This is a genomic window from Pseudomonas sp. CFBP 5748, assembly GCF_053850495.1.
The window spans coordinates 273916-300170 of record NZ_JBSPTN010000001.1; the positions used below are offsets into that span (position 1 = coordinate 273916).

23 protein-coding genes are annotated in these 26255 nt (G+C 61.4%); 12 read left to right on the forward strand and 11 right to left on the reverse strand.

Going from position 1 to position 26255, the window contains the following annotated elements; all coding sequences use genetic code 11:
* Nucleotides 1-9 precede the first annotated feature (9 nt).
* Both ACWNZ1_RS01335 and csrA read left to right on the forward strand, forming a co-directional pair.
* Nucleotides 10-342, forward strand: coding sequence for a YnfA family protein (locus tag ACWNZ1_RS01335; RefSeq protein WP_256452374.1), 333 nt, complete (start codon nucleotides 10-12; stop codon nucleotides 340-342).
* Between the two features lie 146 nt (nucleotides 343-488).
* Nucleotides 489-689 carry a carbon storage regulator CsrA gene (gene csrA, locus ACWNZ1_RS01340; protein ID WP_135844331.1) on the forward strand — a complete coding sequence of 67 codons (201 nt, stop codon included), beginning with the start codon at nucleotides 489-491 and terminating at the stop codon, nucleotides 687-689.
* Here csrA and ACWNZ1_RS01345 read toward each other — a convergent pair.
* From ACWNZ1_RS01345 to mnmC, 5 genes are all read right to left on the reverse strand, one after another.
* Nucleotides 678-905, reverse strand: a complete 228-nt coding sequence (locus tag ACWNZ1_RS01345) for a YheU family protein (protein WP_003199186.1) — start codon at nucleotides 903-905, stop codon at nucleotides 678-680. The genes csrA and ACWNZ1_RS01345 overlap by 12 nt on opposite strands.
* 219 nt (nucleotides 906-1124) lie before the next feature.
* Nucleotides 1125-2315 carry an osmoprotectant NAGGN system M42 family peptidase gene (locus tag ACWNZ1_RS01350; protein WP_135844333.1) on the reverse strand — a complete coding sequence of 397 codons (1191 nt, stop codon included), beginning with the start codon at nucleotides 2313-2315 and terminating at the stop codon, nucleotides 1125-1127.
* Between the two features lie 207 nt (nucleotides 2316-2522).
* On the reverse strand, nucleotides 2523-4265 hold the full coding sequence (ngg, locus tag ACWNZ1_RS01355; RefSeq protein ID WP_135844334.1) for an N-acetylglutaminylglutamine synthetase: 1743 nt from the start codon (nucleotides 4263-4265) through the stop codon (nucleotides 2523-2525).
* A gap of 3 nt (nucleotides 4266-4268) precedes the next feature.
* Nucleotides 4269-6041: an N-acetylglutaminylglutamine amidotransferase gene (locus ACWNZ1_RS01360; RefSeq protein ID WP_135844335.1), complete on the reverse strand. Its 1773-nt coding sequence runs from the start codon at nucleotides 6039-6041 to the stop codon at nucleotides 4269-4271.
* A gap of 285 nt (nucleotides 6042-6326) precedes the next feature.
* Nucleotides 6327-8309 carry a bifunctional tRNA (5-methylaminomethyl-2-thiouridine)(34)-methyltransferase MnmD/FAD-dependent 5-carboxymethylaminomethyl-2-thiouridine(34) oxidoreductase MnmC gene (gene mnmC / locus ACWNZ1_RS01365; protein ID WP_256452375.1) on the reverse strand — a complete coding sequence of 661 codons (1983 nt, stop codon included), beginning with the start codon at nucleotides 8307-8309 and terminating at the stop codon, nucleotides 6327-6329.
* A 151-nt stretch (nucleotides 8310-8460) separates the two neighbouring features.
* Here mnmC and pap point away from each other — a divergent pair, with 151 nt between their 5' ends.
* The gene (pap, locus tag ACWNZ1_RS01370; RefSeq protein WP_135844337.1) at nucleotides 8461-9981 is read left to right on the forward strand and encodes a polyphosphate:AMP phosphotransferase; all 1521 of its coding nucleotides are present in this window, start codon (nucleotides 8461-8463) and stop codon (nucleotides 9979-9981) included.
* A 102-nt stretch (nucleotides 9982-10083) separates the two neighbouring features.
* Nucleotides 10084-11268, forward strand: coding sequence for a thiolase family protein (locus ACWNZ1_RS01375; RefSeq protein WP_256452376.1), 1185 nt, complete (start codon nucleotides 10084-10086; stop codon nucleotides 11266-11268).
* A gap of 113 nt (nucleotides 11269-11381) precedes the next feature.
* Here ACWNZ1_RS01375 and ACWNZ1_RS01380 read toward each other — a convergent pair whose 3' ends face one another.
* Nucleotides 11382-11579, reverse strand: coding sequence for a DUF6316 family protein (locus ACWNZ1_RS01380; protein ID WP_135844339.1), 198 nt, complete (start codon nucleotides 11577-11579; stop codon nucleotides 11382-11384).
* Between the two features lie 192 nt (nucleotides 11580-11771).
* On the opposite strand from ACWNZ1_RS01380, the gene ACWNZ1_RS01385 reads away from it, so the two are divergent.
* Nucleotides 11772-12734: a DMT family transporter gene (locus ACWNZ1_RS01385; protein ID WP_135844340.1), complete on the forward strand. Its 963-nt coding sequence runs from the start codon at nucleotides 11772-11774 to the stop codon at nucleotides 12732-12734.
* 143 nt (nucleotides 12735-12877) lie between these two features.
* On the opposite strand, the gene ACWNZ1_RS01390 is transcribed toward ACWNZ1_RS01385, so the two are convergent.
* The gene (locus tag ACWNZ1_RS01390) at nucleotides 12878-14272 is read right to left on the reverse strand and encodes a class II fumarate hydratase (protein ID WP_280944781.1); all 1395 of its coding nucleotides are present in this window, start codon (nucleotides 14270-14272) and stop codon (nucleotides 12878-12880) included.
* A 191-nt stretch (nucleotides 14273-14463) separates the two neighbouring features.
* Between ACWNZ1_RS01390 and ACWNZ1_RS01395 the strand changes: the two genes are divergently transcribed.
* The 7 genes from ACWNZ1_RS01395 to ACWNZ1_RS01425 all read left to right on the forward strand — a co-directional run bounded on the left by ACWNZ1_RS01395 (nucleotide 14464) and on the right by ACWNZ1_RS01425 (nucleotide 22470).
* The gene (locus ACWNZ1_RS01395) at nucleotides 14464-14985 is read left to right on the forward strand and encodes a DUF2059 domain-containing protein (RefSeq protein ID WP_042732949.1); all 522 of its coding nucleotides are present in this window, start codon (nucleotides 14464-14466) and stop codon (nucleotides 14983-14985) included.
* 12 nt (nucleotides 14986-14997) lie between these two features.
* Entirely contained in the window at nucleotides 14998-15297 is a 300-nt protein-coding gene (locus ACWNZ1_RS01400; RefSeq protein WP_014337210.1) for a BolA family protein, read from the forward strand.
* A gap of 273 nt (nucleotides 15298-15570) precedes the next feature.
* Nucleotides 15571-16512, forward strand: coding sequence for an oxygen-dependent tRNA uridine(34) hydroxylase TrhO (trhO, locus tag ACWNZ1_RS01405; RefSeq protein ID WP_135844342.1), 942 nt, complete (start codon nucleotides 15571-15573; stop codon nucleotides 16510-16512).
* Between the two features lie 3 nt (nucleotides 16513-16515).
* Entirely contained in the window at nucleotides 16516-17151 is a 636-nt protein-coding gene (locus ACWNZ1_RS01410) for a DsbA family protein (protein WP_135844343.1), read from the forward strand.
* Between the two features lie 31 nt (nucleotides 17152-17182).
* Nucleotides 17183-18970 carry an ABC transporter ATP-binding protein gene (locus tag ACWNZ1_RS01415; protein WP_420825047.1) on the forward strand — a complete coding sequence of 596 codons (1788 nt, stop codon included), beginning with the start codon at nucleotides 17183-17185 and terminating at the stop codon, nucleotides 18968-18970.
* Between the two features lie 191 nt (nucleotides 18971-19161).
* Nucleotides 19162-21621, forward strand: a complete 2460-nt coding sequence (locus tag ACWNZ1_RS01420; RefSeq protein ID WP_135844345.1) for an EAL domain-containing protein — start codon at nucleotides 19162-19164, stop codon at nucleotides 21619-21621.
* 78 nt (nucleotides 21622-21699) lie between these two features.
* Nucleotides 21700-22470: a TenA family transcriptional regulator gene (locus ACWNZ1_RS01425; protein WP_406550128.1), complete on the forward strand. Its 771-nt coding sequence runs from the start codon at nucleotides 21700-21702 to the stop codon at nucleotides 22468-22470.
* 135 nt (nucleotides 22471-22605) lie between these two features.
* Here the strand turns inward: ACWNZ1_RS01425 and ACWNZ1_RS01430 are convergent, their stop codons facing one another.
* From ACWNZ1_RS01430 to ubiG, 4 genes are all read right to left on the reverse strand, one after another.
* On the reverse strand, nucleotides 22606-23532 hold the full coding sequence (locus tag ACWNZ1_RS01430; protein WP_135844347.1) for a GGDEF domain-containing protein: 927 nt from the start codon (nucleotides 23530-23532) through the stop codon (nucleotides 22606-22608).
* A 359-nt stretch (nucleotides 23533-23891) separates the two neighbouring features.
* Nucleotides 23892-24632, reverse strand: coding sequence for a YciK family oxidoreductase (locus ACWNZ1_RS01435; RefSeq protein WP_135844348.1), 741 nt, complete (start codon nucleotides 24630-24632; stop codon nucleotides 23892-23894).
* Between the two features lie 190 nt (nucleotides 24633-24822).
* The gene (gene mupP, locus ACWNZ1_RS01440) at nucleotides 24823-25494 is read right to left on the reverse strand and encodes an N-acetylmuramic acid 6-phosphate phosphatase MupP (RefSeq protein ID WP_135844349.1); all 672 of its coding nucleotides are present in this window, start codon (nucleotides 25492-25494) and stop codon (nucleotides 24823-24825) included.
* Nucleotides 25495-25498: 4 nt separating this feature from the next.
* Nucleotides 25499-26197: a bifunctional 2-polyprenyl-6-hydroxyphenol methylase/3-demethylubiquinol 3-O-methyltransferase UbiG gene (gene ubiG, locus ACWNZ1_RS01445; protein WP_135844350.1), complete on the reverse strand. Its 699-nt coding sequence runs from the start codon at nucleotides 26195-26197 to the stop codon at nucleotides 25499-25501.
* Nucleotides 26198-26255 lie beyond the last annotated feature (58 nt).

Here is a 26255-nt window from a genome sequence, read left to right on the forward strand (position 1 = left end):
GACACTTGCATGCTCAATTATTTGTGGTTTTTTCTCGCCGCGCTGTTTGAAATCGCCGGCTGCTACGCCTTCTGGATGTGGCTGCGCCAGGGCAAGAGCGTCTGGTGGATCGCACCGGCGCTATTCAGCCTCACGCTGTTCGCGCTGTTGCTGACCCGCATCGAAGCGTCCTACGCCGGTCGTGCCTACGCTGCCTATGGCGGTATCTATATCATTGCTTCGATCGGCTGGCTGGCCGTGATTGAGCGCGTGCGGCCGCTGGGTTCCGACTGGCTCGGTGTGGCGCTCTGTGTGCTTGGGGCAAGTGTGATTCTGTTCGGCCCGCGTTTTTCAGCCTCTTGAAAGGGAGGGCGACAAGGTTTTGCAGGAAGTTTCCTTCAGTCGCCAGAGTCTGGGTTGTAGGGCATTACTGAATTCATGGGGGTGTATTGAGAACATGAAACAGGCCGGGCATGGTCAAGGTCCAGACAATCTTAAGGATAAGAACCATGCTCGTACTAAGCCGCGCTGTGGGTGAGTTGATTTCCATCGGTGATGATATTTCCGTCCGGGTGCTGTCGGTCAGTGGCAGCACGGTGCGTTTTGGCGTGGAGGCGCCACGGCACATCGACGTTCATCGCTTCGAAATTTACGAAAAGATCCAGAGGAAAAAGGCCCACGCCGCTCGCAAGGCGTGTTCAGTCGAATAGGTGCTTGGGCACATCGTGCTTGAGCATCAGTTGACACTGTTCGCTTTCGGGGTCGAAGACGATCAGCGCCTGGCCTTTGGTCAAGGCCTGCCTGACCCGCAATACACGCGTCTCCAGAGGCGTGTCGTCACCATTGTCGGTGCCGTCGCGGGTCACGAAATCCTCGATCAGGCGAGTGAGCGTGTCGACTTCGAGTTGGTCGTGGGGAATCAGCATGGGGTACCTCGGCTAGACAATAAGGTGATGCTACGGCCAATGGGCTTTTGCGGCTAGCCTGTGGTTTTTCGGTCACTGCAAATCCTTGTGGGAGCGGGCTTGCTCGCGAAAGCGGTGGGCCAGCTTGTATCAATGCTGTATGTGCCGGCGCCTTCGCGAGCAAGCCCGCTCCCACAGTTGGATTGCGATACACCCGCAAGAGCCATGTTGTTAGCTGGATCAGCTCTCCGACCGCTGCCCCACCAAACTGTCCACCGACGGCACCCGAGTGTCGCTTTCCATCTGCGTGTCGTGTTCGATCTGGTGACTGAAGCGGTCCAGCGAACCCTGGGCCGGTTGCGCGTCGCTGGCGAATACCGGTGGGCTGAGGATGTAGGCGCCGAGCAGACGGCTGAGGGCGGCCAGGCTGTCGATGTGGGTGCGTTCGTAGCCATGGGTGGCGTCACAGCCGAAGGCCAGCAGGGCGGTGCGGATGTCGTGGCCCGCGGTGACGGCCGAATGGGCGTCGCTGAAGTAGTAGCGGAACAGGTCACGGCGTGCCGGCAGCTCGTTTTCCTTGGCCAGTTTCAGCAAGTGCCGCGACAGGTGGTAGTCGTAAGGGCCGCCGGAATCCTGCATCGCCACGCTGACCGCGTGTTCGCTGGACTGCTGGCCTGGCGCGACGGGCGCGATGTCGATGCCGACGAACTCACTGACGTCCCAAGGCAGTGCGGCCGCCGCGCCGCTGCCGGTTTCCTCGGTGATGGTGAACAGTGGGTGACAGTCGATCAGCAGCTCTTCGCCGCTGTCGACAATCGCCTTGAGCGCTGCCAGCAGCGCGGCAACCCCGGCCTTGTCGTCCAGGTGCCGGGCGCTGATGTGGCCGCTCTCGGTGAACTCAGGCAAGGGATCAAAGGCCACGTAGTCGCCGATGCCCACGCCCAGGGTCTCGCAATCGGCTCGGGTGGCGCAGTAGGCGTCCAGGCGCAGTTCGATGTGGTCCCAACTGATGGGCATTTCATCCACGGCGGTGTTGAACGCGTGCCCAGAGGCCATCAATGGCAGGACGCTGCCACGAATCACCCCGGTGTCGGTGAACAGGCTGACCCGGCTGCCTTCGGCAAAGCGGCTGGACCAGCAACCCACTGGAGCCAGGGTCAGGCGACCGTTGTCCTTGATCGCTCGTACGGCAGCGCCAATGGTGTCCAAGTGGGCCGATACCGCCCGGTCGGGGCTGCTCTTGCGGCCCTTGAGGGTGGCGCGGATCGTACCGCGCCGGGTCATTTCAAACGGAATGCCCAGTTCTTCGAGTCGTTCGGCCACGTAGCGCACGATGGTGTCGGTGAAGCCGGTAGGGCTGGGGATGGCAAGCATTTCCAGCAAGACCTTTTGCAGGTATTCGAGATTCGGTTCGGGAATTTTGCTGATCATGGAAACTCCTCTCGGAACGTTCAAATAGATGAGGGCCCCTGTGGCGAGGGAGCTTGCTCCCGCTGGGCCGTAGGAGCTGTCGAATGCAACGAGGCTGCGATCTTTCCCCGGACACTTGAGTCTCAAGCGAAAGATCAAAAGATCGCAGGCTTCGCCAGCTCTTACAGAGTCGAGCGGGAGCAAGCTCCCTCGCCACGGGGAAAAGGGCTAGGCCACCGCCTGACTATGAGGAAACAACAAATCCACAAAGCGTTCGGCAGTGGGTTGTGGTTCGTGGTTGGCTAAACCTGCGCGTTCGTTGGCTTCGATGAACACGTATTCGGGTTGATCGGCCGCTGGCACCAGCAAATCGAGGCCGACCATGGGGATGTCCAGCGCCCGCGCGGCGCGCACCGCTGCATCGGCCAGGGTTGGATGAAGGATCCCGGTGACATCCTCCAGGACGCCGCCGGTATGCAGGTTCGCCGTGCGCCGGACGAATAGATGTTTGCCGGCCGGTAACACGCTGTCGTAGTCAAACCCGGCCGCGCTCAGGGTGCGTTCGGTTTCGGCGTCCATCGGAATCTTGCTCTCACCCCCGGTGGCGGCTTGCCGTCGGCGGCTCTGGGCTTCGATCAGCGCGCCGATGCTGTGCTGGCCGTCGCCGATCACCTCCGCCGGACGCCGAATGGCCGCGGCCACCACTTCAAAGCCGATCACCAGGACCCGCAGGTCCAACCCTTCGTGGAAGCTTTCCAACAACACTCGGCTGTCAAACTGCCGGGCCGTTTCGATGGCGCTCTGCACGTCTTCGATCGTGCGCAGGTCCACCGCTACGCCTTGGCCCTGTTCACCGTCCAGCGGCTTGACCACCACCCGCTCGTGCTCATCGAGAAACGCCAGGTTGTCGTCGGCATTGCCCACCCGTTGCTGGGCTGGCAGGTTCAGGCCAGCGCTTTTGAGCACCTTATGGGTCAGGCTTTTGTCCTGGCACAAGGTCATGCTGATGGCACTGGTCAGGTCGCTCAAGGATTCCCGGCAACGCACCCGGCGGCTGCCGTGGACCAGGGTGAATAATCCGGCCTCGGCGTCGTCCACCTGCACTTCGATGCCTCGACGATGGGCTTCCTCGACGATGATTCGTGCGTAAGGATTGAACGGCGCCTCGGGGCCAGGGCCAAGGAACAGCGGCTGATTAATGCCGTTCTTGCGTTTGATGGCGAAGGTCGAGAGGTTACGGAAACCAAGTTTGGCGTAAAGGTTTTTCGCCAGGCGATTGTCATGCAGCACCGACAGGTCGAGGTAACTCAAACCACGGCTCATGAAGTGCTCGATGAGGTGGCGTACCAGCACTTCGCCAACACCCGGCCGTGAGCATTGCGGGTCCACGGCCAGGCACCAGAGGCTGCTGCCGTTTTCCGGATCGTTGAAGGCTTTTTGATGATTCAGGCCCATGACGCTGCCGATCACCGCGCCGCTGTCGTCGTCTTCGGCCAGCCAGTACACCGGGCCGCCCGCATGACGCGGGGTCAGTCGTTGTGGATCGATGGGCAGCATGCCCCGGGCCAGGTACAGCTGGTTGATGGCCTGCCAGTCGGCATCGCTTTGCGCCCGGCGAATCCGGAAGCCGCGAAACACCCGCGTGGCCTGCCGATAGTCGCTGAACCACAGGCGCAAGGTGTCGGACGGATCGAGAAATAGCTGCGCCGGTTCCAGCCCCAGCACCTGCTGGGGCGCGGCGACGTACAAGGCAATGTCACGTTCGCCGGATTGTTCGTTGAGCAGTTCCCGGGCCAGGCTCGCCGGGTCCGGGAAGGTGTGACCGATCAGCAATCGGCCCCAGCCGCAATGCACCGCGATCGGGTCGGCGCCCAATTCGCTGCCATCTTCGGCCAGGCGCGCCTGCAGGCGTTCATAGGACGGCGCCTGGCCGCGCAAAAGGCGTTGGTTGTGAACGGTTGAAGGTTTCATGCATCAGATTCCTTGCTCGCTGAGCCACAGGTTCAGCGCCGCCAGTTGCCACAACCTTGAACCGCGCAACGGCGTGAGTTGGCCGTTGGGGTCGGTCAGCAGTCGGTCGAGCATGGCCGGGTTGAACAGGCCGCGATCCTGGCTCGGATCCAGCAGCAGTTCGCGGACCCAGGCCAGGGTGTTGCCTTCCAGGTGCTTGAGGCCCGGCACTGGGAAATAGCCTTTCTTGCGGTCGATCACCTCACTGGGGATCACCCGCCGGGCGGCTTCCTTGAGAACCTGCTTGCCACCGTCGGGCAGCTTGAATTTCGCCGGGACCCGCGCCGAGAGCTCCACCAGCCGGTAATCGAGGAACGGCGTACGCGCTTCCAGGCCCCAGGCCATGGTCATGTTGTCGACGCGCTTGACCGGGTCGTCCACCAGCATCACCGTGCTGTCCAGGCGCAACGCTTTATCCACCGCCGCATCGGCGCCTGGCTGGGCGAAATGCTCTTTGACGAAATCACCGGCGGCGTCGTTGGCCGTCAGCCATTTGGGCTGCACGGTGGCGGCATATTCTTCGTAGCTGCGATCAAAGAAGGCTGCGCGATAGGCCGCGTACGGATCGCTCGCGCCGTCCACTTGCGGGTACCAGTGGTAACCGGCGAACAACTCGTCGGCACCCTGGCCGCTTTGCACCACTTTGCAGTGCTTGGCCACTTCCCGGGACAACAGGTAGAAGGCGATGCAGTCGTGGCTGACCATCGGCTCGCTCATGGCACGAAATGCCGCGGGCAGTTGTTCGATGATCTCTTTTTCGTCGATACGCAATTGGTGATGACGGGTGCCGTAGTGCTTGGCGATCAGGTCCGAATACTGGAACTCGTCACCGCGCTCGCCGCCGGCATCCTGGAAACCGATGGAGAAGGTCGACAGATCTTCCACGCCGACTTCCCGCAGCAGGCCCACGAGCATGCTCGAATCCACGCCGCCGGAAAGCAGCACGCCGACATCCACGGCCGCGCGCTGGCGAATGGCGACCGCTTCACGGGTGCTGTCGAGCACGCGGTCGATCCAGTCTTCGAGGTTCAGATGCTGCTCATCGGCCCGGGGACCGTAGGGCAGGGTCCACCAGGTTTTCTGCTCGGTGCTGCCGTCGGCTTCGATGCGCATCCAGGTGGCCGGCGGCAGTTTTTCCACACCGGCCAGCAAGGTGCGTGGCGCCGGGACCACCGCATGGAAATTCAGGTAATGATTGAGGGCCACCGGGTCGAGCATCGGGCTGATGTCACCGCCCTTGAGCAGCGCCGGCAATGCCGAGGCAAAGCGCAAGCGCTGGCCGGTGCGCGACAGGTACAGCGGCTTGACGCCGAGGCGGTCGCGGGCGATGAACAGCCGTTTGGCATCGCGCTCCCAAATGGCGAAGGCGAACATGCCGTTGAGCTTGGGCAGCAGCGCTTCGCCCCAGGCGTGGTAGCCCTTGAGCAACACTTCAGTGTCGCCACCGGAATAAAAGGCATAGCCCAAGCCTTCGAGCTCGGCCCGCAGTTCCGGGTAGTTGTAGATTGCGCCGTTGAAGGCCAGGGACAAGCCCAGTTGACTGTCGATCATCGGCTGGGCCGAACCGTCGGACAGGTCCATGATTTTCAGGCGCCGATGACCGAGGGCAATCGGGCCCTGGCTATGAAAACCCCATGCGTCAGGGCCGCGAGGGGCCAGGTGATGGGTGATTCGCTCTACGGCCGCAAGGTCCGCAGGTTGTTGATCGAAACGTAACTCTCCAGCTAATCCGCACATAAGTCCTTACCGGTTTTTCCGTTGGGGAGGGGTCAAGCAGCACGCGCCGACATGGCGGGTACCCTGAAACTGACCGGGGGGATTGCTGTGAGTTTTAGATCGATGCGTTATAAGCCGATGGGTGGGGGCGCTGGGTCTGCTGCGTATCCATAGGAGACCGGAACTAACGTGGGAGCGGGCTTGCTCGCGAAGACGGAGTGTCAGTCGACATCTAACTTGACTGACCCACCGCTATCGCGAGCAAGCTCGCTCCCCCAGGTTTTTTTGGTGGGCCAGCGATCTGCGCTAGGCCTTGCCCCGAACCAACGCCCGCAACGCAAACCGATTCGGATGGCAGGCCTCGGCCACGCTTCGGGGCAGCGGCAGGGGTTCGTTGTCCAGCCAGGCGGCGATCAGCTCACCCGACAGCGGCGCGCTGATCAGCCCCCGTGAGCCATGGCCGCTGTTGATGTACAGACCGTCGAGCCACGGGCAGGGAGTGTCTGGCACCTGCCGGGCGTCCTTGCTCAGGGTCGAATACGCTTCGCTGAATGCCTGGCGGTCAGCCAACGGGCCGACGATTGGCAGGTAGTCAGGGCTGGTGCAACGGAACGCCGCACGGCCTTCCAAGTGTTGCGGATCCAGGGCGCTGGCATCCAGGCGCTCCACCAGATCCAGGGAAATTTCTTCCAGCATCTGCAGATTGCCGGCGTGCTCCGCCGCGGTAGGGGTCAGGTCGTCGCTCTTGAAGTCGAAACTGGCGCCCAAGGTGTGCTCGCCCAGCCGTACCGGGGCCACGTAGCCTTCGGCGCAGACCACGGTGCGCAGGCTCTGGCTGCGGGCGGTCTGTGGCAGACGAGTGATTTGCCCGCGAATGCGCTTGAGAGGCAAATCGGCGGCGGGTTCGAAGCGCTTGATCTCGGCGGCGCTGGCGAGGATCACTACCGGCGCGCTGGCCAGGCAACGTTCGCCGTCCCAGGCCTGCCATTGGCCGTCGACGCGGCGCAATTGCAACACTTCATGATGGGGCTGCACGTCAATCATCGGCCCCGAGGCCTGCCAGCGACACAACGCTGGCGGATGCACCCAGCCACCTTCGGGATAAAACAAGCCGCCACACGCCAGGCCGATGCCGGAGCGTGCCTCGGCGTGTGGCTGATCGAGTGAATGCAGCAAGTCTTCTGGAAACGCCGCGGCCAGTTGCGCCTGGCGCTCGGCTTCCTTGGGGTTGAAGGCCAGTTGCAAGACCCCGCAAGCGTCCCAGTCTACGCCGCGTTGCAGATGCTCCAGCATGCGCCGGGTGTAGCCGAAACCGCTGAGGATCATTTGTGACAACGCCGTACCGTGGGCGGAAAGCTTGAGGTACAGCACGCCCTGCGGGTTGCCGGACGCTTCCTCGGCCAATCCGGCGTGACGCTCCAGCAGCGTCACTTGCCAGCCACGGGCCGCGAGGCTCGCGGCGCTGGCACAGCCGGCCAGGCCGCCGCCGATCACCAGCGCCCGGCGCTCGCCAGTCAGCGCCGTGGGGCGGGCGTACCAAGGTTTTGCCGGGGCCGGCACGGGAAGCAGGTCCGGCCAGCCGAGAAACACGCCGCGCAGGATTTCCCATTTGTGCCCGATACCAGGCGTGCGCTTCATCTTGAAGCCCGCCGCGTTCAGCAGTCGCCGCACCCAACCGGTGCTGGTGAAGGTGCTGATGGTCGCGCCGGGTGCCGCCAGCCGCGCCAATTCAGCGAACAGTTCGGCGGTCCACATCTCGGGGTTCTTCGCTGGCGCGAAACCGTCCAGGAACCAGGCGTCGATCTGCGCGTCCAGTTGCGGCAACTGCGCCAGGGCATCGCCGATCAACAAGGTCAGCGTCACTCGCCCACCTGCCAAAGTCAGACGCTGGAACCCCTGGTGGATCGCCACGTACTGCTCAAGCAATTGATCCGCCTGCAGCTTGAGTAGCGGCCACAGCGCCAGTGCCCGGCGCAGATCCTGCGGGCTCAAGGGGTATTTCTCGACACTGACAAAATGCAGCCGCGCCCCAACCGGAGCGCACTGTTCGAACAACTGCCAGGCGCAGAGAAAATTCAACCCGGTGCCAAATCCGGTTTCACCGATGACCAGCCGCCCGTCATCCGGTAGCGCGGCAAAGCGCTCGGCCAGGTTGTTCTGCTCAAGGAACACATAACGAGTTTCTTCCAGGCCCGATTGATCGGAAAAATACACGTCGTTGAACACCCGCGAACGCGGGCGACCCTGGTCATCCCAGTCGAGTTGGGCGTGGTGCTGAATGGGTGTCATGGCAGGCTCGGTGAAAACTGGGAGGGCATTCTAGCCCATTGGTATCGGCTTGCTTGACCCATCGCAATGGAGCGTGCGTCTGGATGGAATCTGCTGCCCAGGGTCGCGTCCAATCCGCTAGTCTTGCCCCAATCCCTGGAAGGAGCTGTCCATGTTCGAATCCGCTGAAATCGGCCACGCCATCGATAAAGACACCTTTGAGGCCGAAGTGCCGGCCTTGCGTGAAGCGTTGCTTGAGGCTCAATTCGAGTTGCAGCAGCAAGGTCGGTTCCCGGTCATTGTGCTGATCAATGGCATCGAAGGCGCGGGCAAGGGCGAGACGGTGAAGTTGCTCAACGAGTGGATGGACCCGCGGCTGATCGAAGTGCGCACCTTCGACCAGCAGACCGACGAGGAGCTGGCGCGGCCCCCCGTCTGGCGTTATTGGCGGATGCTGCCAGCGAAGGGGCGCATGGGGATTTTTTTCGGGAACTGGTACAGCCAGATGTTGCAGGCGAGGGTCCATGACCAGATCAAGGACCCCCGGCTCGACCAGGCGATCAACGCCGCCGAGCGCCTGGAAAAAATGCTTTGCGACGAAGGCGCGCTGATCTTCAAGTTCTGGTTCCATCTGTCCAAGAAGCAGATGAAAGCCCGACTCAAGGGGCTCAAGGACGATCCGCTGCACAGCTGGCGCATCAGCCCGCTGGATTGGCAACAGTCCCAGACCTATGACAAGTTCGTCAAATACGGCGAGCGAGTGCTGCGCCGTACCAGCCGCGATTACGCGCCGTGGCATGTGATCGAAGGCATGGATTCCTGTTATCGCAGCCTCACGGTCGGGCGGATCTTGCTCGAAGGGTTGCGCCAGGCCTTGGGCCGATCGAAGATCAAGGCGGAAAAGGTCAACGTGGCGCCGCTGCCTGCGCTGGACAGCCAAATCACGCTGTTAGACAGCCTGGACATGACCCTGCGCCTGGACAAGGCCGATTACGAAGAGCAACTGATCACCGAGCAGGCGCGGTTTTCCGGCCTGCTGCGGGACAAACGCATGCGTCAGCATGCCCTGGTGGCGGTGTTCGAAGGCAACGATGCGGCGGGCAAGGGCGGGGCGATCCGGCGGGTCGCGGCGGCGCTCGATCCGCGCCAATACAGCATCATACCGATTGCCGCGCCCACCGAAGAAGAGCGCGCCCACCCCTACATGTGGCGGTTCTGGCGGCATATTCCGGCACGGGGCAAGTTCACTGTGTTCGACCGTTCCTGGTATGGCCGGGTGCTGGTGGAGCGGGTCGAGGGGTTTTGCAGCCGGGCTGATTGGCTACGGGCTTACGGCGAGATCAACGATTTCGAGGAGCAGATAGCCGATGCCGGCGTGGTGGTGGTCAAGTTCTGGCTGGCCATCGACAAGGAGACCCAGCTGGAGCGTTTTCAGGAGCGCGAGGATATCCCGTTCAAGCGTTTCAAGATCACCGAGGATGACTGGCGTAACCGGGACAAGTGGGACGCTTACCGGGCAGCGGTGTGCGACATGGTGGACCGCACCAGCACCGAGATTTCTCCCTGGACCCTGGTGGAGGCCAACGACAAACGCTGGGCGCGGGTCAAGGTATTGCGCACCCTCAATGATGCGTTGGAGGCTGCGTTCGAGCGTACCGAGAAACAGGCGCGCAAAAAGAAGAGCAAGAAGTAGGCGATGGGGTTGCATACGCGGGGTGAATGATTGTCGCAGTCGCTTATGCAGTGGATCTATGCTCGATTCACACCTAACCGACTACAACAATGAGGTACAGCCATGCGTGAAGTGGTGATCGTCGACAGCGTACGGACCGGCCTGGCCAAGTCTTTTCGCGGCAAGTTCAACATGACCCGTCCGGACGACATGGCGGCTCACTGCGTCAACGCCTTGCTGGCACGCAATGACATCAACCCGGCGAGCGTCGAGGACTGTATCGTCGGCGCCGGCTCCAATGAAGGCGCCCAGGGCTACAACATCGGTCGTAACGTGGCGGTGCTCTCGCAGTTGGGCATCGGCACCGCCGGCATGACCCTCAACCGCTTCTGTTCCTCGGGTCTGCAAGCCATCGCCATCGCGGCCAACCAGATCGCCTCCGGTTGCAGCGACATCATCGTCGCCGGAGGCGTGGAGTCCATCAGCCTGACGATGAAAAGCGTCAACACTGACAACCTGATCAATCCGCTGCTCAAGGAGCAAGTGCCCGGGATCTATTTCCCCATGGGCCAGACCGCCGAGATCGTTGCTCGTCGCTATCAGGTCAGCCGCGAGGAGCAGGACCGTTACGCCTTGCAGAGCCAGCAGCGCACCGCCCAGGCCCAGGCGGCCGGGTTGTTTGACGACGAAATCGTGCCGATGGCGGTCAAGTACAAGGTCGAGGACAAGAACAGCGGTGCGGTGCAGATGCTCGATGGTGTGGTTGATCGCGACGACTGCAACCGCCCTGACACTACTTATGAAAGCCTGGCCGGCCTCAAGCCGGTGTTCGCCGAAGACGGTTCGGTGACAGCGGGCAATTCATCACAGTTGTCCGACGGCGCCTCGATGACCTTGGTGATGAGCCTGGAAAAAGCCCTGGCGCTGGGGCTCAAGCCCAAGGCGTTTTTCCGCGGGTTTACCGTGGCCGGTTGCGAGCCGGACGAGATGGGCATCGGCCCGGTGTTTTCGGTGCCCAAGCTGCTCAAGGCCAAGGGCTTGCAGGTGGCTGATATCGACTTGTGGGAGCTCAACGAGGCTTTCGCTTCCCAGTGCCTGTACAGTCGCAACCGGCTGGAAATCGATCCCGAAAAATATAACGTCAACGGCGGTTCGATCTCCATCGGCCACCCGTTCGGCATGACCGGCTCGCGGCAAGTGGGGCATCTGGTGCGCGAGCTGCAACGGCGCAACCTGCGCTACGGCATCGTGACAATGTGCGTGGGCGGCGGGATGGGGGCGACGGGGTTGTTCGAGGCGGTGAGATAAGCGCGACTGCGTTGGTTGTATGACGCTTATGGCGTCAGAGGCTTTTGTGGCGAGGGAGCAAGCTCCCTCGCCACAGGTAATCCCTCGCTACAGGGGCTACCGATGAACCGCATTCAGCTGGCAACCTGAGTCAGCTGTCGCATCCGCCCGACATACGCTTCTATCTCCCGTTCTGCAGCCTCGCGGCTGGCGAACGGACCTTCCTGGGTGCCTTCGCGGGTATTGAAATAAAACTCACCGTTGACCCGGCAGATCCGGTCGCTGCGAAAAATCGTCGTGGGGGCGGGATCCTGGGCGCGTTTGCCAAGCATGGCGGGTCTCCAAAAAGGGCGGCGAGGTTGTCTCAAAATTGAGCATATGTGTTGTCCCTGATTTGCGCCCGGCGAGCCGATCGACGGCAGCGACCCATACAATCTCATGGGCGCCCCATGCCCAACTGTCCCTGTGTCGTGCAGCGATAGACGCCTAGAATGGCCGTTCATGTCTTGAGCTTTGAGGGTCGCATGCACATTTCGTCCGGTCGCTGGGTCTATGGCCTGTTCCTCGCCCTGTTGACCGCCCTGCTGTGGGGCATCCTGCCGATCAAGCTCAAGCAAGTGCTGCAAGTGATGGACCCGGTCACCGTGACCTGGTTTCGCCTGCTGGTGTCCGGCGGCTTGCTGTTCATCTACCTGGCGGCTACCCGGCGCCTGCCCAGTCGCAAGGTGCTTGGCCCCCGTGGCGGCTGGCTGGTGGCGATGGCGGTACTCGGGTTGGTGGGCAACTACGTGTTGTACCTGATGGGCCTGAACCGCTTGAGCCCCGGCACGGCACAGTTGGTGGTGCAGATGGGGCCGATCATGTTGCTGGTTGCCAGCCTGTTTGTGTTCAAGGAGCGGTTCAGCGTAGGGCAGGGCATTGGCCTGGCGGTGCTGTTGATCGGCTTCACGCTGTTTTTCAACCAGCGTCTGGGCGAGTTGCTGACCTCCCTGAGTGACTACACCGCCGGGGTCTTGATGGTCTTGCTGGCTTCGACGGTCTGGACCTTCTATGCCTTGGGCCAGAAGCAACTGTTGACGGTGTGGAATTCGTTGCAGGTGATGATGGTGATCTACCTGTTCTGTGCGTTGCTGCTCACGCCTTGGGTGCACCCGTTGGAGGCACTGCAATTGAGCCCTTTGCAAGGCTGGCTATTACTTGCCTGCTGCCTCAACACCCTGATTGCCTACGGTGCGTTTGCCGAGGCCTTGGCCCATTGGGAAGCCTCGCGAGTCAGCGCGACCTTGGCGATCACACCGCTGGTGACCTTCGCCGCAGTGGCGCTGGCCGCCTGGTGGTGGCCAGACTATGTACATGCCGAGCAGATCAATCTGCTGGGGTATGGCGGGGCGGTGCTGGTGGTGCTGGGATCGGCGCTGGTGGCGCTGGGGCCGTCGCTGATGGCCGGGCTCAGGGCCCGGCGTGAGCGGATGGCGGTAGGGCGTTAACAACACAGAGCGAGTGCCTGACACAAAGCTACTGTGGGAGCGAGCTTGCTCGCGATGGCGGCCTGGCAGTCGATGAAGATGTCGAGTCGACCGGCCCTATCGCGAGCAAGCTCGCGATGGCTGATGCTCAGTCCATACAAGACTCAGCCCTGGCTACCAGCCTCCAGCATATTCTCCGGCCTTACCCAGGCATCGAACTCTTCATCGGTCAGATACCCCAGTTGCAGCGCCGCTTCACGCAGGGTCAGCCCTTCGCCGTAGGCTTTCTTGGCGATTTCGGCGGACTTGTCGTAGCCGATGTGCGGGTTCAGCGCGGTCACCAGCATCAACCCGCGCTCCAGGTGCGCGGCCATCTGCTTGGCGTCCGGCTCGAGCCCGGCGACGCAGTGCTGCTGGAAGTTGCTGCAGCCATCGGCCAGCAGGCGGATCGATTGCAGCAGGTTGTGGATGATCACCGGTTTGAACACATTCAACTGCAAATGGCCCTGGCTGGCGGCGAAACCGATGGTCACGTCGTTGCCCATGACCTGGCAAGCCAGCATCGACAGGGCTTCGCACTGGGTCGGGTTGACCTTGCCGGGCATGATCGAACTGCCCGGTTCATTGGCCGGCAATTTCACCTCGGCGAACCCGGCCCGTGGCCCGGAGCCCAGCAGGCGCAGGTCGTTGGCGATTTTCATCAGGGTCACGGCGAGGGTTTTCAGCGCGCCGGACAGGGCGGTCAGGGGCTCATGGCCGGCCAACGCGGCGAACTTGTTCGGTGCGGTAACGAACGGCAGGCCGGAAAGTGCCGCCAGTTCAGCGGCGATGGCTTCGCCAAAACCATGGGGCGAATTGAGCCCGGTGCCCACCGCCGTGCCGCCCTGGGCCAGCTCGCAGACCGCCGGCAGCGCGGCGCGGATCGCCCGTTCGGCATAATCGAGTTGGGCAATGAAGGCCGACAGTTCCTGGCCAAACGTGATCGGCGTGGCATCCATCATGTGGGTGCGGCCGGTCTTGACCAACTTCATGTGGCGCGCCGCCAGTTCCGCCAGCCCGCCGGACAACTCGCCGATGGCCGGCAGCAATTGCTGCTGGACGGCCTGGACGGCGGCGATGTGCATGGCGGTCGGAAAACAGTCGTTGGAGCTCTGGGAGCGGTTGACGTGGTCGTTGGGGTGCACCGGGCTCTTGCCACCGCGCGGGTTGCCTGCCAGTTCATTGGCGCGTCCGGCGATCACCTCATTGACGTTCATGTTGCTCTGGGTTCCGCTGCCGGTCTGCCAGACCACCAACGGGAACTGGTCGTCGTGCTGGCCGTCGAGCACTTCGTCGGCGGCCTGTTCGATCAGGCGGGCGATGTCGGCGGGCAGGTCGCCATTGCGGTCATTGACTCGCGCGGCGGCTTTCTTGATCAGCGCCAGGGCGTGCAGCACCGACAGCGGCATGCGTTCGTTGCCGATGGCAAAGTTGATCATGGAGCGCTGCGTCTGGGCACCCCAGTAGGCGTCATCCGGGACTTCAACCTGGCCAAGGCTGTCGGTTTCGATACGGCTCATCGGGTCAAACTCCTGTAGGGCTGAATGCGCAGTTTAGGCCCTGATGGGCGGCACCAGTTCCCTCAATCTAGGGGCGGCCGGTCCGGTCCGTCAATCGGACCCGGCAAGCTTCGGGGTTGAGGCGCGGCGTTTTTTAGGCGCAGAATGGTCGCCCTTGGGGTTTTACCTCGCCAGCTATGAAAGGAAACTCGATGACCCGTCTTCGTGCCATCTGTACCGCAGTTGCTCTGGTGTGTGCCAGCGGCCCTGTTTTCGCCGATACCGCCAGCCACAACGCCAGTGCCGAAGCGTTCCTGACCCTGGCCCACGCTGACAAGCTGGGTACCCCGGTGTACATGCAAGTGCAGCAGATGTTCGCCCAGCGCTTTGAACAGACCAAGGCCCCGGAGTCGAAAAAAGCCACCCTGGAAACCTACCAGGCCAAGGCCAATGCCGCGCTGGACCAGGCCATCGGCTGGAACAAGCTCAAGCCGGACATGGTCAAGCTCTATACCAGCAACTTCAGCGAGTCTGAGCTCAAGGACCTGGTGGCCTTCTACCAGTCGCCACTGGGCAAGAAAGTCCTGGAGAAAATGCCGCAGCTGACCCAGCAATCGGCCCAGCTGACCCAGGCCAAGCTTGAAAGCGCGGTACCGGTGGTCAACAAGCTGCTGGCCGACATGACGGCCGAGCTTGAGCCAAAAGCCGCGGCCCCTGCCAAGAAAAAGCCGTAAGCGGAGCCAGGTATGAGCATGCAACAACGTATCGAATCGACCCTCGGGCTCTTGCAACCCGAGCACCTGCAAGTGCTGGATGAAAGCCACATGCACAGCCGTGGGCTGCAGACCCACTTCAAGGCCGTGGTGGTCAGCCAGCAGTTCGAGGGGCTCAATCGCGTCAAGCGTCACCAGAAGGTCTACGGCACGCTGGGCGAGCTGATGGGCGAATTCCATGCGTTGGCGCTGCACACCTACACCCCCGAAGAATGGGCACAGATCGACGCAGCCCCGGCTTCGCCGACCTGTGCCGGTGGCAGCAAGCACTGATTTGAGATGAGCGCTGTTTGTGGCAAGGACGCTTTTGTGGCGAGGGAGCTTGCTCCCGCTGGACCGCGAAGCGGTCCCCCTGGTACTGATCCAGACGCCGGCTTCGCCGCCGAGCGGGAGCAAGCTCCCTCGCCACAGTTGATCCGGCCACGGAGCGTGCTGCTCCTAAAGCCACAGTGTATTTGCTAGAATCCGCAACGCGCCGCTCACCCGGCGCGTTTTTTTTCGCATCCGGTTCACCCTTTACGAGGGTAGCCACCTGGAGAAATACCCATGACACAACCCATTGTCGTGGCGGCACTGTATAAGTTCGTCACCCTTGAAGATTACGTCGAGCTGCGTGAGCCCTTGCTCAAGGCCATGCTCGACAACGGCATCAAAGGCACGCTGCTGATCGCCGAAGAAGGCATCAACGGCACGGTCTCCGGCACCCGTGAAGGCATCGACGGTTTGCTGGCCTGGCTCAAGAACGATCCGCGCATGATCGACATCGACCACAAAGAGTCGTACTGCGATGACCAGCCGTTCTACCGCACCAAGGTCAAGCTCAAGAAAGAAATCGTCACCCTGGGCGTCGAAGGCGTGGACCCGAACAAGCAGGTAGGCACCTATGTCGAGCCGCAGGACTGGAACGCCCTGATCAGCGATCCGGAAGTGCTGTTGATCGACACCCGCAACGATTACGAAGTGTCCATCGGCACCTTTGAAGGCGCGATCGACCCCAAGACCACCAGTTTTCGCGAGTTCCCTGAGTACATCAAGGCCAACTTCGACCCGGCCAGGCACAAGAAAGTCGCGATGTTCTGCACCGGCGGCATTCGCTGTGAAAAAGCGTCCAGCTACATGCTCGGCCAGGGTTTCGACGAGGTCTATCACCTCAAGGGCGGCATCCTGAAATACCTCGAAGAGGTGCCTCAGGAAGAAACCAAATGGCGCGGCGACTGCTTCGTGTTCGATAACCGTGTGACTGTTCGCCACGACCTCAGCGAAGGCGACTACGATCAATGCCACGCCTGTCGTACTCCGGTCAGCGTCGAAGACCGCGCCTCGGAGCACTATGTGCCGGGCATCAGTTGCCCCCATTGCTGGGATAAGCTGAGCGAGAAGACCCGCCGCAGTGCGATTGACAGGCAAAAGCAGATCGAACTGGCCAAGGCCCGCAACATGCCGCACCCGATCGGTTACAACTACAAGCAGTCATCTTCCGAGGCTTGAACCATGGCGCCACGCCTGCTCTATGTGATGGACCCGATGTGTTCCTGGTGCTGGGGCTTTGCGCCGGTGGCCGAGGCGCTGGTCGGGCAGGCGCAGGCCGCCGGGGTGGAGTTGCACCTGGTGGTGGGCGGTTTGCGCACCGGCAGTGGTTCGGCCCTGGAGCCGACCACTCGGCGCTACATCCTGGAACACTGGCAGGCCGTCACCCAGGCCACCGGCCAGCCGTTCAAGCTGGAAGGGGCGTTGCCGGACGGTTTTGTCTACGACACCGAACCGGCCTGCCGGGCGGTGGTGACGGCCCGCAGCCTGGCGCCGGACCTGGCCTGGAACCTGGTAAAGCTGATCCAGCAGGCTTTTTATGTGCAAGGCCGCGACGTGACTCACGCCAGCATTCTGGTGGAGTTGGCCGAACAGGCCGGGCTGCCACGCATCGAGTTCGCCGCGGCATTCGACCGCGCCGATCAGCATGCTGCCACCGCCGCGGATTTCACCTGGGTGCAGGACTTGGGTATCGCCGGGTTTCCCACGCTGTTGGCCGAACGTGACGGTCAACTGGCCTTGCTCACCAACGGCTACCAACCCCTGAGCCAATTGTCTCCCTTGCTGGGTCGCTGGCTGGAGCGCGCGGCCTGTGCCTGAGCTGTCGGATGATGCACCGGCGACGCGACACATCGATCGGCTGAGCTGGGCAGAAATCCGCAGGCTGGCCCTCAAGCACAAAAAAGCCCTGTGGATCGCCAACGGCGTCGCCGTGCTGGCGACGCTGTGCAGCGTACCCATCCCCTTGCTGTTGCCGCTGCTGGTGGACGAAGTGTTGCTGGGCCACGGCGACGCGGCTTTGAAGGTCATGAACCAGGCGCTGCCCACGGCTTGGCAGAGCGCTGCCGGCTATATCGGGCTGATGCTGCTGGTGACCCTGGTCCTGCGCTGTGGCGCATTGCTGTTCAACGTGTTGCAGGCGCGACTGTTCGCCAGGTTGGCCAAGGACATCGTCTATCGCATTCGCATCCGCTTGATCGAACGTCTCAAGCGCATTTCCCTGGGCGAATACGAAAGCCTGGGCAGTGGCACCGTGGCTGCTCACCTGGTCACCGACCTGGACACCCTCGACAAATTCGTCGGTGAAACCCTCAGCCGCTTCCTGGTGGCGATGTTGACCCTGGTGGGTACCGCCGGCATTTTGCTGTGGATGCACTGGGAGCTGGCGCTGCTGATCCTGTTGTTCAACCCGCTGGTGATCTACGCCACGGTGCAGTTGGGCAAACGGGTCAAGCACCTCAAGAAGCTGGAGAACGACAGTACATCGCGGTTTACCCAGGCCCTGACTGAAACCCTGGACGCTATCCAGGAAGTACGTGCCGGTAACCGGCAGGGCTTTTTCCTTGGGCGTTTGGGCGCGCGTGCCAAGGAGGTGCGCGACTACGCCGTGAGTTCACAGTGGAAAACCGATGCCTCTAACCGGGCCAGTGGTTTGTTGTTCCAGTTCGGTATCGATATTTTCCGTGCCGCGGCGATGCTCACCGTGCTGTTTTCCGACCTGTCCATTGGCCAGATGCTGGCGGTGTTCAGTTACCTGTGGTTCATGATCGGTCCGGTGGAGCAACTGCTCAATCTGCAATACGCCTTTTATGCCGCCGGTGGCGCGCTGTCGCGGATCAACGAATTGCTGGCCCGTGCCGACGAGCCGCAATACGCCGGCGGTGTCGACCCGTTCAAGGGGCGCGACACCGTGGGTATCGACATCCAGGGATTGAGCTTTGGTTATGGCGAGGAGCTGGTACTCAATCAGTTGAACCTGTCCATTCTGCCTGGCGAAAAGGTCGCCATCGTCGGAGCCAGCGGCGGTGGCAAGAGCACCCTGGTGCAGCTGTTATTGGGGCTCTACACGCCGCAGTCGGGCAGTATCCGTTTCGGCGGCGCCACGCAGCAGGAGATCGGCCTGGAAACCATTCGGGAAAACGTCGCGGTGGTACTGCAACACCCGGCGTTGTTCAATGACACGGTGCGCGCCAACCTTTCCATGGGTCGTGAGTGCAGCGACGAGGCCTGTTGGCAAGCATTGGAAATTGCCCAGCTCGATGTCACCGTGCGGGCGTTGCCCCAGGGGTTGGAGAGCATTGTCGGGCGCTCCGGCGTGCGGCTCTCGGGCGGACAGCGTCAGCGGCTGGCCATCGCCCGCATGGTATTGGCCGACCCCCGGGTGGTGATTCTCGACGAAGCCACTTCGGCGCTGGATGCCGCCACTGAATACAACCTCCACCAGGCCCTGGCGCGGTTCCTGAGCGCACGCACCACGCTGATCATCGCCCACCGGTTGTCGGCCGTGAAACAAGCCGATCGGGTACTGGTATTTGACGGTGGTCAAATCGCAGAGGACGGTGATCATTTGCAGCTGATTGCCGAGGGTGGCTTGTACGCTCGACTTTATGGGCACTTGCAACAGATACAGCAGCCTTGAGTTTCCTAAGCTTTTCTGTGCTTAGTATCTGAAAAAACTCAGGGAAACGTCCCGACTTCCTGCGAATTTCCAGCCAAAGCCTGTCGATCCTTCATCCGGTCATTCGAAGGGTCGAAAACTAGCCTAGGCTGTGGAGTCAGGAGCGGTACTCTCGCGGATGTTCATCCGGCAGCGCCTGTGCAAGGGACCTCATGAAGCAAAAGCAGACTCTCGCATCACCACGGCTGCTGGGCATCGTCTGGCCCTTTATTGCCGTTGTGTTATTTCAAGCCTTGCTTGGAGGCGTCAGCCTTTACGTATTATCTGCGGTTCGCGGCTATGTGGCGGGGGAAAGTCTCTGGTCCAAGGGCCAGAAGGACGCCATTTATTACCTCAATCTCTATGCTGACAGCCGTGATGGGGCGATTTTCCACAAGTACCAGCGCGCCATCGCCGTACCCGAGGGCGGCCATGAGCTGCGGGTGGCGCTGGATCGCGAGCCGCCGGATCTGGAAGCGGCAAGGGTTGGCATCCTCAAGGGCGGCAATCACCCGGACGACGTTTCCAGCCTGATCTGGCTCTATCTGAATTTTCGTCACTTCAGTTACTTGGAAGAGGCCATCGATCTATGGACGGTGGGGGACGGTTATCTGATCGAACTGGATAACGTTGCCCGACAGATGCACAGCAGCATCACCGCGGGCGAGGCTTCGGAGGCCGATATCCGCGGCTGGAAAGCAAAGATTTTAGCGATCAACGATTCCGTTACCCCGGCCGCCAAGGCGTTCAGCGATGCGCTCGGCGAGGGCTCGCGTTTTATCTTGCGCCTGTTGCTGGTGACCAACTTCGCCACGGCGCTGGGGTTGATCGTCCTGGCGTTATTGCGTACCCATAAATTGCTGGCCCAGCGGCAGGTTTTTGCCAATGCGCTGCAACTGGAGAAGGAACGGGCGCAGATCACCCTGCAATCCATTGGTGATGGGGTGATCACCACCGACGTTGAAGGCGCCATTGCCTACATGAACCCCGCCGCCGAGGCGATGACCCACTGGAAAGCCGAACACGCGACGGGATTGCCCCTGGCCGCGCTGTTCAATCTGCTCGACGACAATGCCCAGACCGAGGGCCCGACCCTGATCGAGCACATTCTCAGTGGTCGGCTCAGTGGCGCCAGCGAACATTCCAAACTGATCCAGCGCCTGGATGGCAGCACGGTGTCGGTCACCCTGGTGGGGGCGCCGATCCGGCATGCAGGCAAAGTCAGTGGCGCCGTACTGGTGTTGCACGACATGACCCAGGAGCGCCAATACATCGCTAACCTGTCGTGGCAGGCGACCCATGACGCCCTGACGGGCCTGGCCAACCGTCGGGAGTTCGAATATCGCCTCGAGCAGGCTTTGCACAACCTTACTCGTCAGGTCGGGCGCCATGCCTTGATGTTTCTTGACCTGGACCAGTTCAAGTTGGTTAACGACACCTGCGGCCACGCGGCGGGTGACGAGTTGTTGCGGCATATCTGCGCCCTGTTGCAATCGGGCCTGCGGGAACATGACACCCTGGCCCGGCTGGGGGGCGATGAGTTCGGTATTTTGCTGGAGAATTGTTCGCCCGACGCGGCGGAGAAAATCGCCGAAGGGCTGCGCCAGACTGTGCAGAACCTGCATTTTGTCTGGAAGGGCCGGCCATTCGTGACCACGGTGAGCATTGGTCTGGTGCACATCGCCCAGAGTCCGACGACCCTGGAGGCGTCCCTGCGCGCCGCCGATATGGCCTGCTACATGGCCAAGGAGAAGGGCCGTAACCGGGTCCAGGTCTATCACGCTGACGACTCGGAGCTGTCCCTGCGTTTTGGCGAGATGGCCTGGGTTCAGCGCTTGCATATGGCCCTGGAGGAAAACCGTTTCTGTCTCTACGCCCAGGAAATCGCCGCGCTGGGCCCAGGCGATCATGGCGGTGGGCATATTGAAATCCTGTTGCGCCTGCATGACGAGGCCGGGCGGATGATCCTGCCGGACAGTTTCATTCCTGCGGCAGAACGCTATGGCCTGATGACGTCCCTGGATCGTTGGGTGGTGGAAAATGTCTTCAAGATCATCCGTCAGTGCCTGAATGAATCGCGACAGGCGCCCATGGCCATGTGTGCGATAAATCTGTCAGGTACTACTATCGGAGATCAGGCGTTTCTCGACTTTCTGCGTAAACAGTTCGCGGCCTACTCGATCCCACCAGAAATGATTTGTTTTGAAATTACCGAAACCAGCGCCATTTCCAATTTGGGTAGCGCGATCCGCTTTATCAATGAACTCAAGAGCTTGGGTTGTTATTTCTCGTTGGATGACTTTTGCGCCGGAATGTCTTCATTCGCTTACCTGAAACATTTACCTGTAGACTTCCTGAAGATCGATGGGAGTTTCGTAAAGGATATGCTGGACGACCCGATTAACCGTGCAATGGTCGAAGTGATCAATCACATCGGCCACGTCATGGGTAAGCGCACAATTGCCGAGTTTGTTGAGACCGCCCAGATCGAGCAGGCATTGCTGGAGATTGGTGTGGATTACGCTCAAGGGTATGTGATTGAACGCCCGCAATTGTTTACCTGTGACACGTTGCAATGTAGGCCGGCCCGACCTCAGCCGTTGTTGTTCAAGGCCCCCGGCACGTTCCGCTGAACCTCTTGTTGATCCGGAAAAATCACAATCAAAAGGAGCCCGACAGTGATCGACACATTCAACCGAACAGGCCCGCTCATGGACGCCATTAGCTATCCGAAATGGGCACAGCAGCTCATTACCGATTGCAGCGAGAGCAAACGCCGGGTTGTCGAACACGAGCTGTATCAGCGCATGCGTGACAATAAGCTCAGCGCCAAGACCATGCGCCACTACCTCATTGGTGGTTGGCCGGTCGTTGAACAGTTCGCTTTATACATGGCACAAAACCTCACCAAGACTCGCTTTGCCCGCCATCCCGGCGAGGACATGGCGCGTCGCTGGCTGATGCGCAACATCCGTGTCGAACTCAACCATGCCGATTACTGGGTCAACTGGAGCGCCGCCCATGGCGTAACCCTGGAAGATCTGCAAGCGCAGCAGGTGCCGCCCGAGCTCCATGCGTTGAGCCATTGGTGTTGGCACACCAGCTCCTCGGATTCGCTGATCGTGGCGATCGCCGCGACCAACTATGCCATCGAGGGTGCGACTGGAGAGTGGTCGGCGCTGGTGTGTTCCACCGGCGTCTACGCCTCGGCTTTCGCCGAGGAAGATCGCAAGCGCGCCATGAAATGGCTGAAGATGCATGCCCAGTACGACGACGCCCATCCTTGGGAAGCCCTGGAAATCATCTGCACCCTGGCAGGCATGAACCCAAGCAAAGCCCTGCAAATGGAGCTGCGCCAGGCCGTGTGCAAGAGCTACGACTACATGTACCTGTTCCTGGAGCGCTGCATGCAACTGGAACAGTCGGAGTCCGTGGGCAAATCTTCTTCCACCCGTGAGCGCCTGGCGCTGGCCGGGAGCTGATTTAATCCGCTTCGAATAAGCAAACCCAGATGGGAGCGAGTCAGCTCGCGAAGAGGCTAGCAGTCAACGGGAGAGGTTGATTGGCAGGTCGTCATCGCGAGCAGGCTCGCTCCCACAGTGAGTTCGCGGTTGTTTTCAGCCCGCCATCGCCAACCGATTACGTCCTTCGCGCTTGGCCACGTACAACGCGCTGTCGGCGCGCCGCAGCAGGCTTTCGGCAGATTCCCCCGGCAGCAGGGTTGCGCAACCCAGGCTGACTGTCAGTTCAATCCTTGTTCCGGCAGCGAAATAATCCTGCACCTGGGCGGCATAACGCAGTCGTTCACCGACCAGGGCTGCGGCATCGCGGCTGGTGTTGGAGAGCAGGATCAGGAACTCTTCACCGCCGAACCTGAACACCATGTCGACGTTGCGCAGTTGATGCTTGATCGACTCGGCAACGGATTTAAGCACCTCGTCGCCGACGCCGTGCCCATGGCTGTCGTTGATGCGCTTGAAATGATCGATGTCGAGCATCAGCAGCGACAAGGGTTGCAAGTGACGCCTGGCCATGTCGATTTCACGCACCAGGGTCTGGTCCATGGCAATGCGGTTACCCGTGCCGGTCAGCGGGTCGCGCAGGGCGCTCTGGGTGGCGGCCCGGTAAAGCAGGGCATTGCGCAGCGGGTACAGCAACGTCGAGAGCACCGACTCCAGGTCGCCCTGTTCCGCTTCGCTGAAGCGTTGGTTGCGGCGGAATACCAGCTCCCCCAGGTGTTCGCCTTCATGGCTGAGGGTGTAGCTGAGGCTGTGATGTCCGCGCTGACCGAATTCGAGACGCAGATCACTGGGCTTGTGCTGATAGGCCAATGCATCCAGGGGCACCAATCGCTGAACTTCCCGGAAAAACAGGCCCAGGATGCGTTGTGGCTCCAGGCTGGTCTGCAATTGTTGGCCCAGTTGCTGGCGCAATTGCGAAAGGCTGACCGAGCGTGCCACGAGCGGCGACGGCTGGCCGAAGCCCAGGCGCTGCAACTTGGCGCTGTCGAAGTCAATCGCGTTGATCTGGGTGGGCGTTTTCATTTGGCGTTAGCCCCTAAGCTAATCTGTCCTGCCGGGCTGGGTGATGCGGCTTTGGGCTGCGTGTCGTACTGGTCCTTCAGTCCCGTAGGACATCTGATCTGAGTTTAGTCCGCTTTCCCTGGCAGGCGTAAGACTCGTCTCAACGTCCGTTCCCCGCCGAACATGGCGTGTTTGAGGATATTTAGAGCGAAAGTCGTGCCATTCAGTTCATAAGAATAAAAAATCGATTGGAATCAATTGGTTGAGTCATGATCGGAAGTGTCGCGCAATCATTTTGGCGACGTGGACTTGGCGGTTCGCTTGGCTGGGTATCGAAGGCGCCCGCGTCGCGACGGGAAATCGTCGCGACGCGGGGGGGATTATTGCGCGTTGAAGGCTTGGCCGTTGACGCCGGTGCTGTCCGGTCCCATCAGGTACAAGTAGACCGGCATGATTGCTTCAGGCGTCGGGTTGTTGAGCGGGTTTTCCCCCGGATAAGCCTGGGCGCGCATGCTGGTGCGGGTGGCGCCGGGGTTGATGCTGTTGGCGCGCACCGCTGCGACGGTATCGACTTCGTCGGCCAAGGTTTGCATCAGCCCCTCGGTGGCGAACTTGGACACGCCATAAGCCCCCCAATACGCCCGGCCCTTGCGGCCGACGCTGCTGGAGGTGAAGACCACGGACGCGTCCTGGGACAGCTTGAGCAGCGGCAGCAGGGTGCTGGTGAGCATGAACATGGCGTTGACGTTTACATGCATCACCCGCATGAAGTTCTCGCCGGACAATTGCTCAAGTGGCGTGCGTGGACCAATGATCGAGGCGTTGTGCAGCAGGCCGTCCAGATGACCGAATTCGCTTTCGATCATGGCCGCCAGCTCATCGTACTGATGGGGCAGGGCGGTTTCGAGGTTGAACGGAATCACCGCCGGTTGCGGATGGCCGGCCGCCTCGATTTCATCATAGACCTGGGTCAGGTTGGCTTCGGTCTTGCCCAGCAACAGCACAGTGGCGCCGTGGGCGGCGTAGGCTTTCGCTGCCGCGGCACCGATCCCGCGACCGGCGCCGGTGACCAGAATGACCCGGCCATTGAGCAGGTCGGGACGGGCGGAATACTCAAACATAAAAAACCTCAACAATTAAAGCAGCACAGTACCTGCGGCACAGGGCTGTCATGGCAAGTGAGCTTTTTGTGGCGAGGGAGCTTGCTCCCGCTGGACCGCGAAGCGGTCCCTGAGTCAGCGGGCGACGGCTTTGCCGTCGAGCGGGAGCAAGCTCCCTCGCCACAAGAGCGTTAGCGCCGATTCGGTCAGCTCAACAGCCGCACAACGCGTTATCCAGCACTTTGCGCAGCGCCGAGGGGTGATCGATGACCACATCCGCGCCCCAGTGCCTGGGGTTGTCGTCCGGGTGGATGTAGCCGTAGGTCACCGCGCAGGTCTTGGTGCCGGCGCTGCGGCCAGACTCGATGTCCCGCAGGTCATCGCCGACGAACAGTACGCTGGCCGGGTCCAGGTCGAGCATCTTGCACGCCAGGGTCAGGGGCTCCGGATCGGGCTTGCTGTTTTTCACATGGTCAGGGCAGATCAGTACCTTCGAGCGTTCGGCCAGGCCCAACTGCTGCATGATCGGCTCGGCGAAGCGCACCGGTTTGTTGGTGACCACGCCCCAGATCAGGTTCGCCGCTTCAATATCGGCCAGCACCTCGGCCATGCCGTCGAACAGGTGACTGTGGACTGCGCAACCCTTGAGGTAGCGGTCGAGGAATTCCTGGCGCAGTTCCTCGAATCCCGGTGATTCCGGGTCCATGGAAAAGGTCACCGCGACCATCGCCCGGGCACCGCCGGAAATTTCGTCGCGAATGTGCTGCTCGTTCATGGCTGGCAAACCACGGTCGGCACGCATGGCCTGGCAGATGGCGATGAAGTCGGGCGCGGTGTCGAGCAACGTGCCGTCCATGTCAAAGAGAACCGCTTTGAGACGCATCGACTTATTCCTCGCGCAGGGTCTGGATCATGTAGTTGACGTCAACGTCGGCGGCCAGCTTGTAGTGCTTGGTCAGCGGGTTGTAGGTCAGGCCAATGATGTCCTTGACGGTCAGCCCGGCCATGCGGCTCCAGGCGCCCAGCTCGGAAGGCCGGATGAATTTCTTGAAGTCGTGGGTGCCACGTGGCAGCAGCTTCATGATGTATTCGGCGCCGATGATCGCGAACAGGTACGCCTTCGGGTTGCGGTTGATCGTGGAGAAGAACACCTGGCCGCCGGGCTTGACCATGCGAAAGCACGCGCGGATGACCGATGACGGGTCCGGCACGTGTTCGAGCATTTCCAGGCAGGTGACCACGTCGAACTGCTCGGGCATTTCTTCGGCGAGAGCTTCGGCGGTGGTCTGCCGGTATTCCACGCTGACGCCAGACTCCAACTGATGCAGTTGCGCAACCGCCAGTGGCGCCTCGCCCATGTCGATGCCCATCACCGTGGCGCCGCGCTGGGCCATGGCCTCGCTGAGGATGCCGCCGCCACAGCCGACGTCGAGGACCTTCTTGCCGGCCAGATTGACCCGCTCATCAATCCAGTTGACCCGCAGCGGGTTGATGTCGTGCAGCGGTTTGAATTCGCTTTCACGGTCCCACCAGCGATGGGCCAGGGCTTCGAATTTGGCGATTTCGGCGTGGTCAACGTTGCTCATGTGCAGATCCTCGAAAAACTTGAAAAATCGTGTACCCCGAGCCATGGCTCCAGGGGCA

What these genes read in the sequence shown, in the direction of transcription:
- ACWNZ1_RS01345 (WP_003199186.1), bottom strand. Translation starts at nt 905, where the DNA reads ATGCTGATTCCCCACGACCAACTCGAAGTCGACACGCTCACTCGCCTG.
- ubiG (WP_135844350.1), bottom strand. Translation starts at nt 26,197, where the DNA reads ATGAGCAACGTTGACCACGCCGAAATCGCCAAATTCGAAGCCCTGGCC.
- ngg (WP_135844334.1), bottom strand. Translation starts at nt 4,265, where the DNA reads ATGAAACCTTCAACCGTTCACAACCAACGCCTTTTGCGCGGCCAGGCG.
- ACWNZ1_RS01375 (WP_256452376.1), top strand. Translation starts at nt 10,084, where the DNA reads ATGCGTGAAGTGGTGATCGTCGACAGCGTACGGACCGGCCTGGCCAAG.
- csrA (WP_135844331.1), top strand. Translation starts at nt 489, where the DNA reads ATGCTCGTACTAAGCCGCGCTGTGGGTGAGTTGATTTCCATCGGTGAT.
- ACWNZ1_RS01350 (WP_135844333.1), bottom strand. Translation starts at nt 2,315, where the DNA reads ATGATCAGCAAAATTCCCGAACCGAATCTCGAATACCTGCAAAAGGTC.
- pap (WP_135844337.1), top strand. Translation starts at nt 8,461, where the DNA reads ATGTTCGAATCCGCTGAAATCGGCCACGCCATCGATAAAGACACCTTT.
- ACWNZ1_RS01385 (WP_135844340.1), top strand. Translation starts at nt 11,772, where the DNA reads ATGCACATTTCGTCCGGTCGCTGGGTCTATGGCCTGTTCCTCGCCCTG.
- ACWNZ1_RS01400 (WP_014337210.1), top strand. Translation starts at nt 14,998, where the DNA reads ATGAGCATGCAACAACGTATCGAATCGACCCTCGGGCTCTTGCAACCC.
- mupP (WP_135844349.1), bottom strand. Translation starts at nt 25,494, where the DNA reads ATGCGTCTCAAAGCGGTTCTCTTTGACATGGACGGCACGTTGCTCGAC.
- ACWNZ1_RS01335 (WP_256452374.1), top strand. Translation starts at nt 10, where the DNA reads ATGCTCAATTATTTGTGGTTTTTTCTCGCCGCGCTGTTTGAAATCGCC.
- ACWNZ1_RS01420 (WP_135844345.1), top strand. Translation starts at nt 19,162, where the DNA reads ATGAAGCAAAAGCAGACTCTCGCATCACCACGGCTGCTGGGCATCGTC.
- ACWNZ1_RS01410 (WP_135844343.1), top strand. Translation starts at nt 16,516, where the DNA reads ATGGCGCCACGCCTGCTCTATGTGATGGACCCGATGTGTTCCTGGTGC.
- ACWNZ1_RS01390 (WP_280944781.1), bottom strand. Translation starts at nt 14,272, where the DNA reads ATGAGCCGTATCGAAACCGACAGCCTTGGCCAGGTTGAAGTCCCGGAT.
- trhO (WP_135844342.1), top strand. Translation starts at nt 15,571, where the DNA reads ATGACACAACCCATTGTCGTGGCGGCACTGTATAAGTTCGTCACCCTT.
- ACWNZ1_RS01425 (WP_406550128.1), top strand. Translation starts at nt 21,700, where the DNA reads ATGGACGCCATTAGCTATCCGAAATGGGCACAGCAGCTCATTACCGAT.
- ACWNZ1_RS01395 (WP_042732949.1), top strand. Translation starts at nt 14,464, where the DNA reads ATGACCCGTCTTCGTGCCATCTGTACCGCAGTTGCTCTGGTGTGTGCC.
- ACWNZ1_RS01360 (WP_135844335.1), bottom strand. Translation starts at nt 6,041, where the DNA reads ATGTGCGGATTAGCTGGAGAGTTACGTTTCGATCAACAACCTGCGGAC.
- ACWNZ1_RS01430 (WP_135844347.1), bottom strand. Translation starts at nt 23,532, where the DNA reads ATGAAAACGCCCACCCAGATCAACGCGATTGACTTCGACAGCGCCAAG.
- mnmC (WP_256452375.1), bottom strand. Translation starts at nt 8,309, where the DNA reads ATGACACCCATTCAGCACCACGCCCAACTCGACTGGGATGACCAGGGT.
- ACWNZ1_RS01435 (WP_135844348.1), bottom strand. Translation starts at nt 24,632, where the DNA reads ATGTTTGAGTATTCCGCCCGTCCCGACCTGCTCAATGGCCGGGTCATT.
- ACWNZ1_RS01380 (WP_135844339.1), bottom strand. Translation starts at nt 11,579, where the DNA reads ATGCTTGGCAAACGCGCCCAGGATCCCGCCCCCACGACGATTTTTCGC.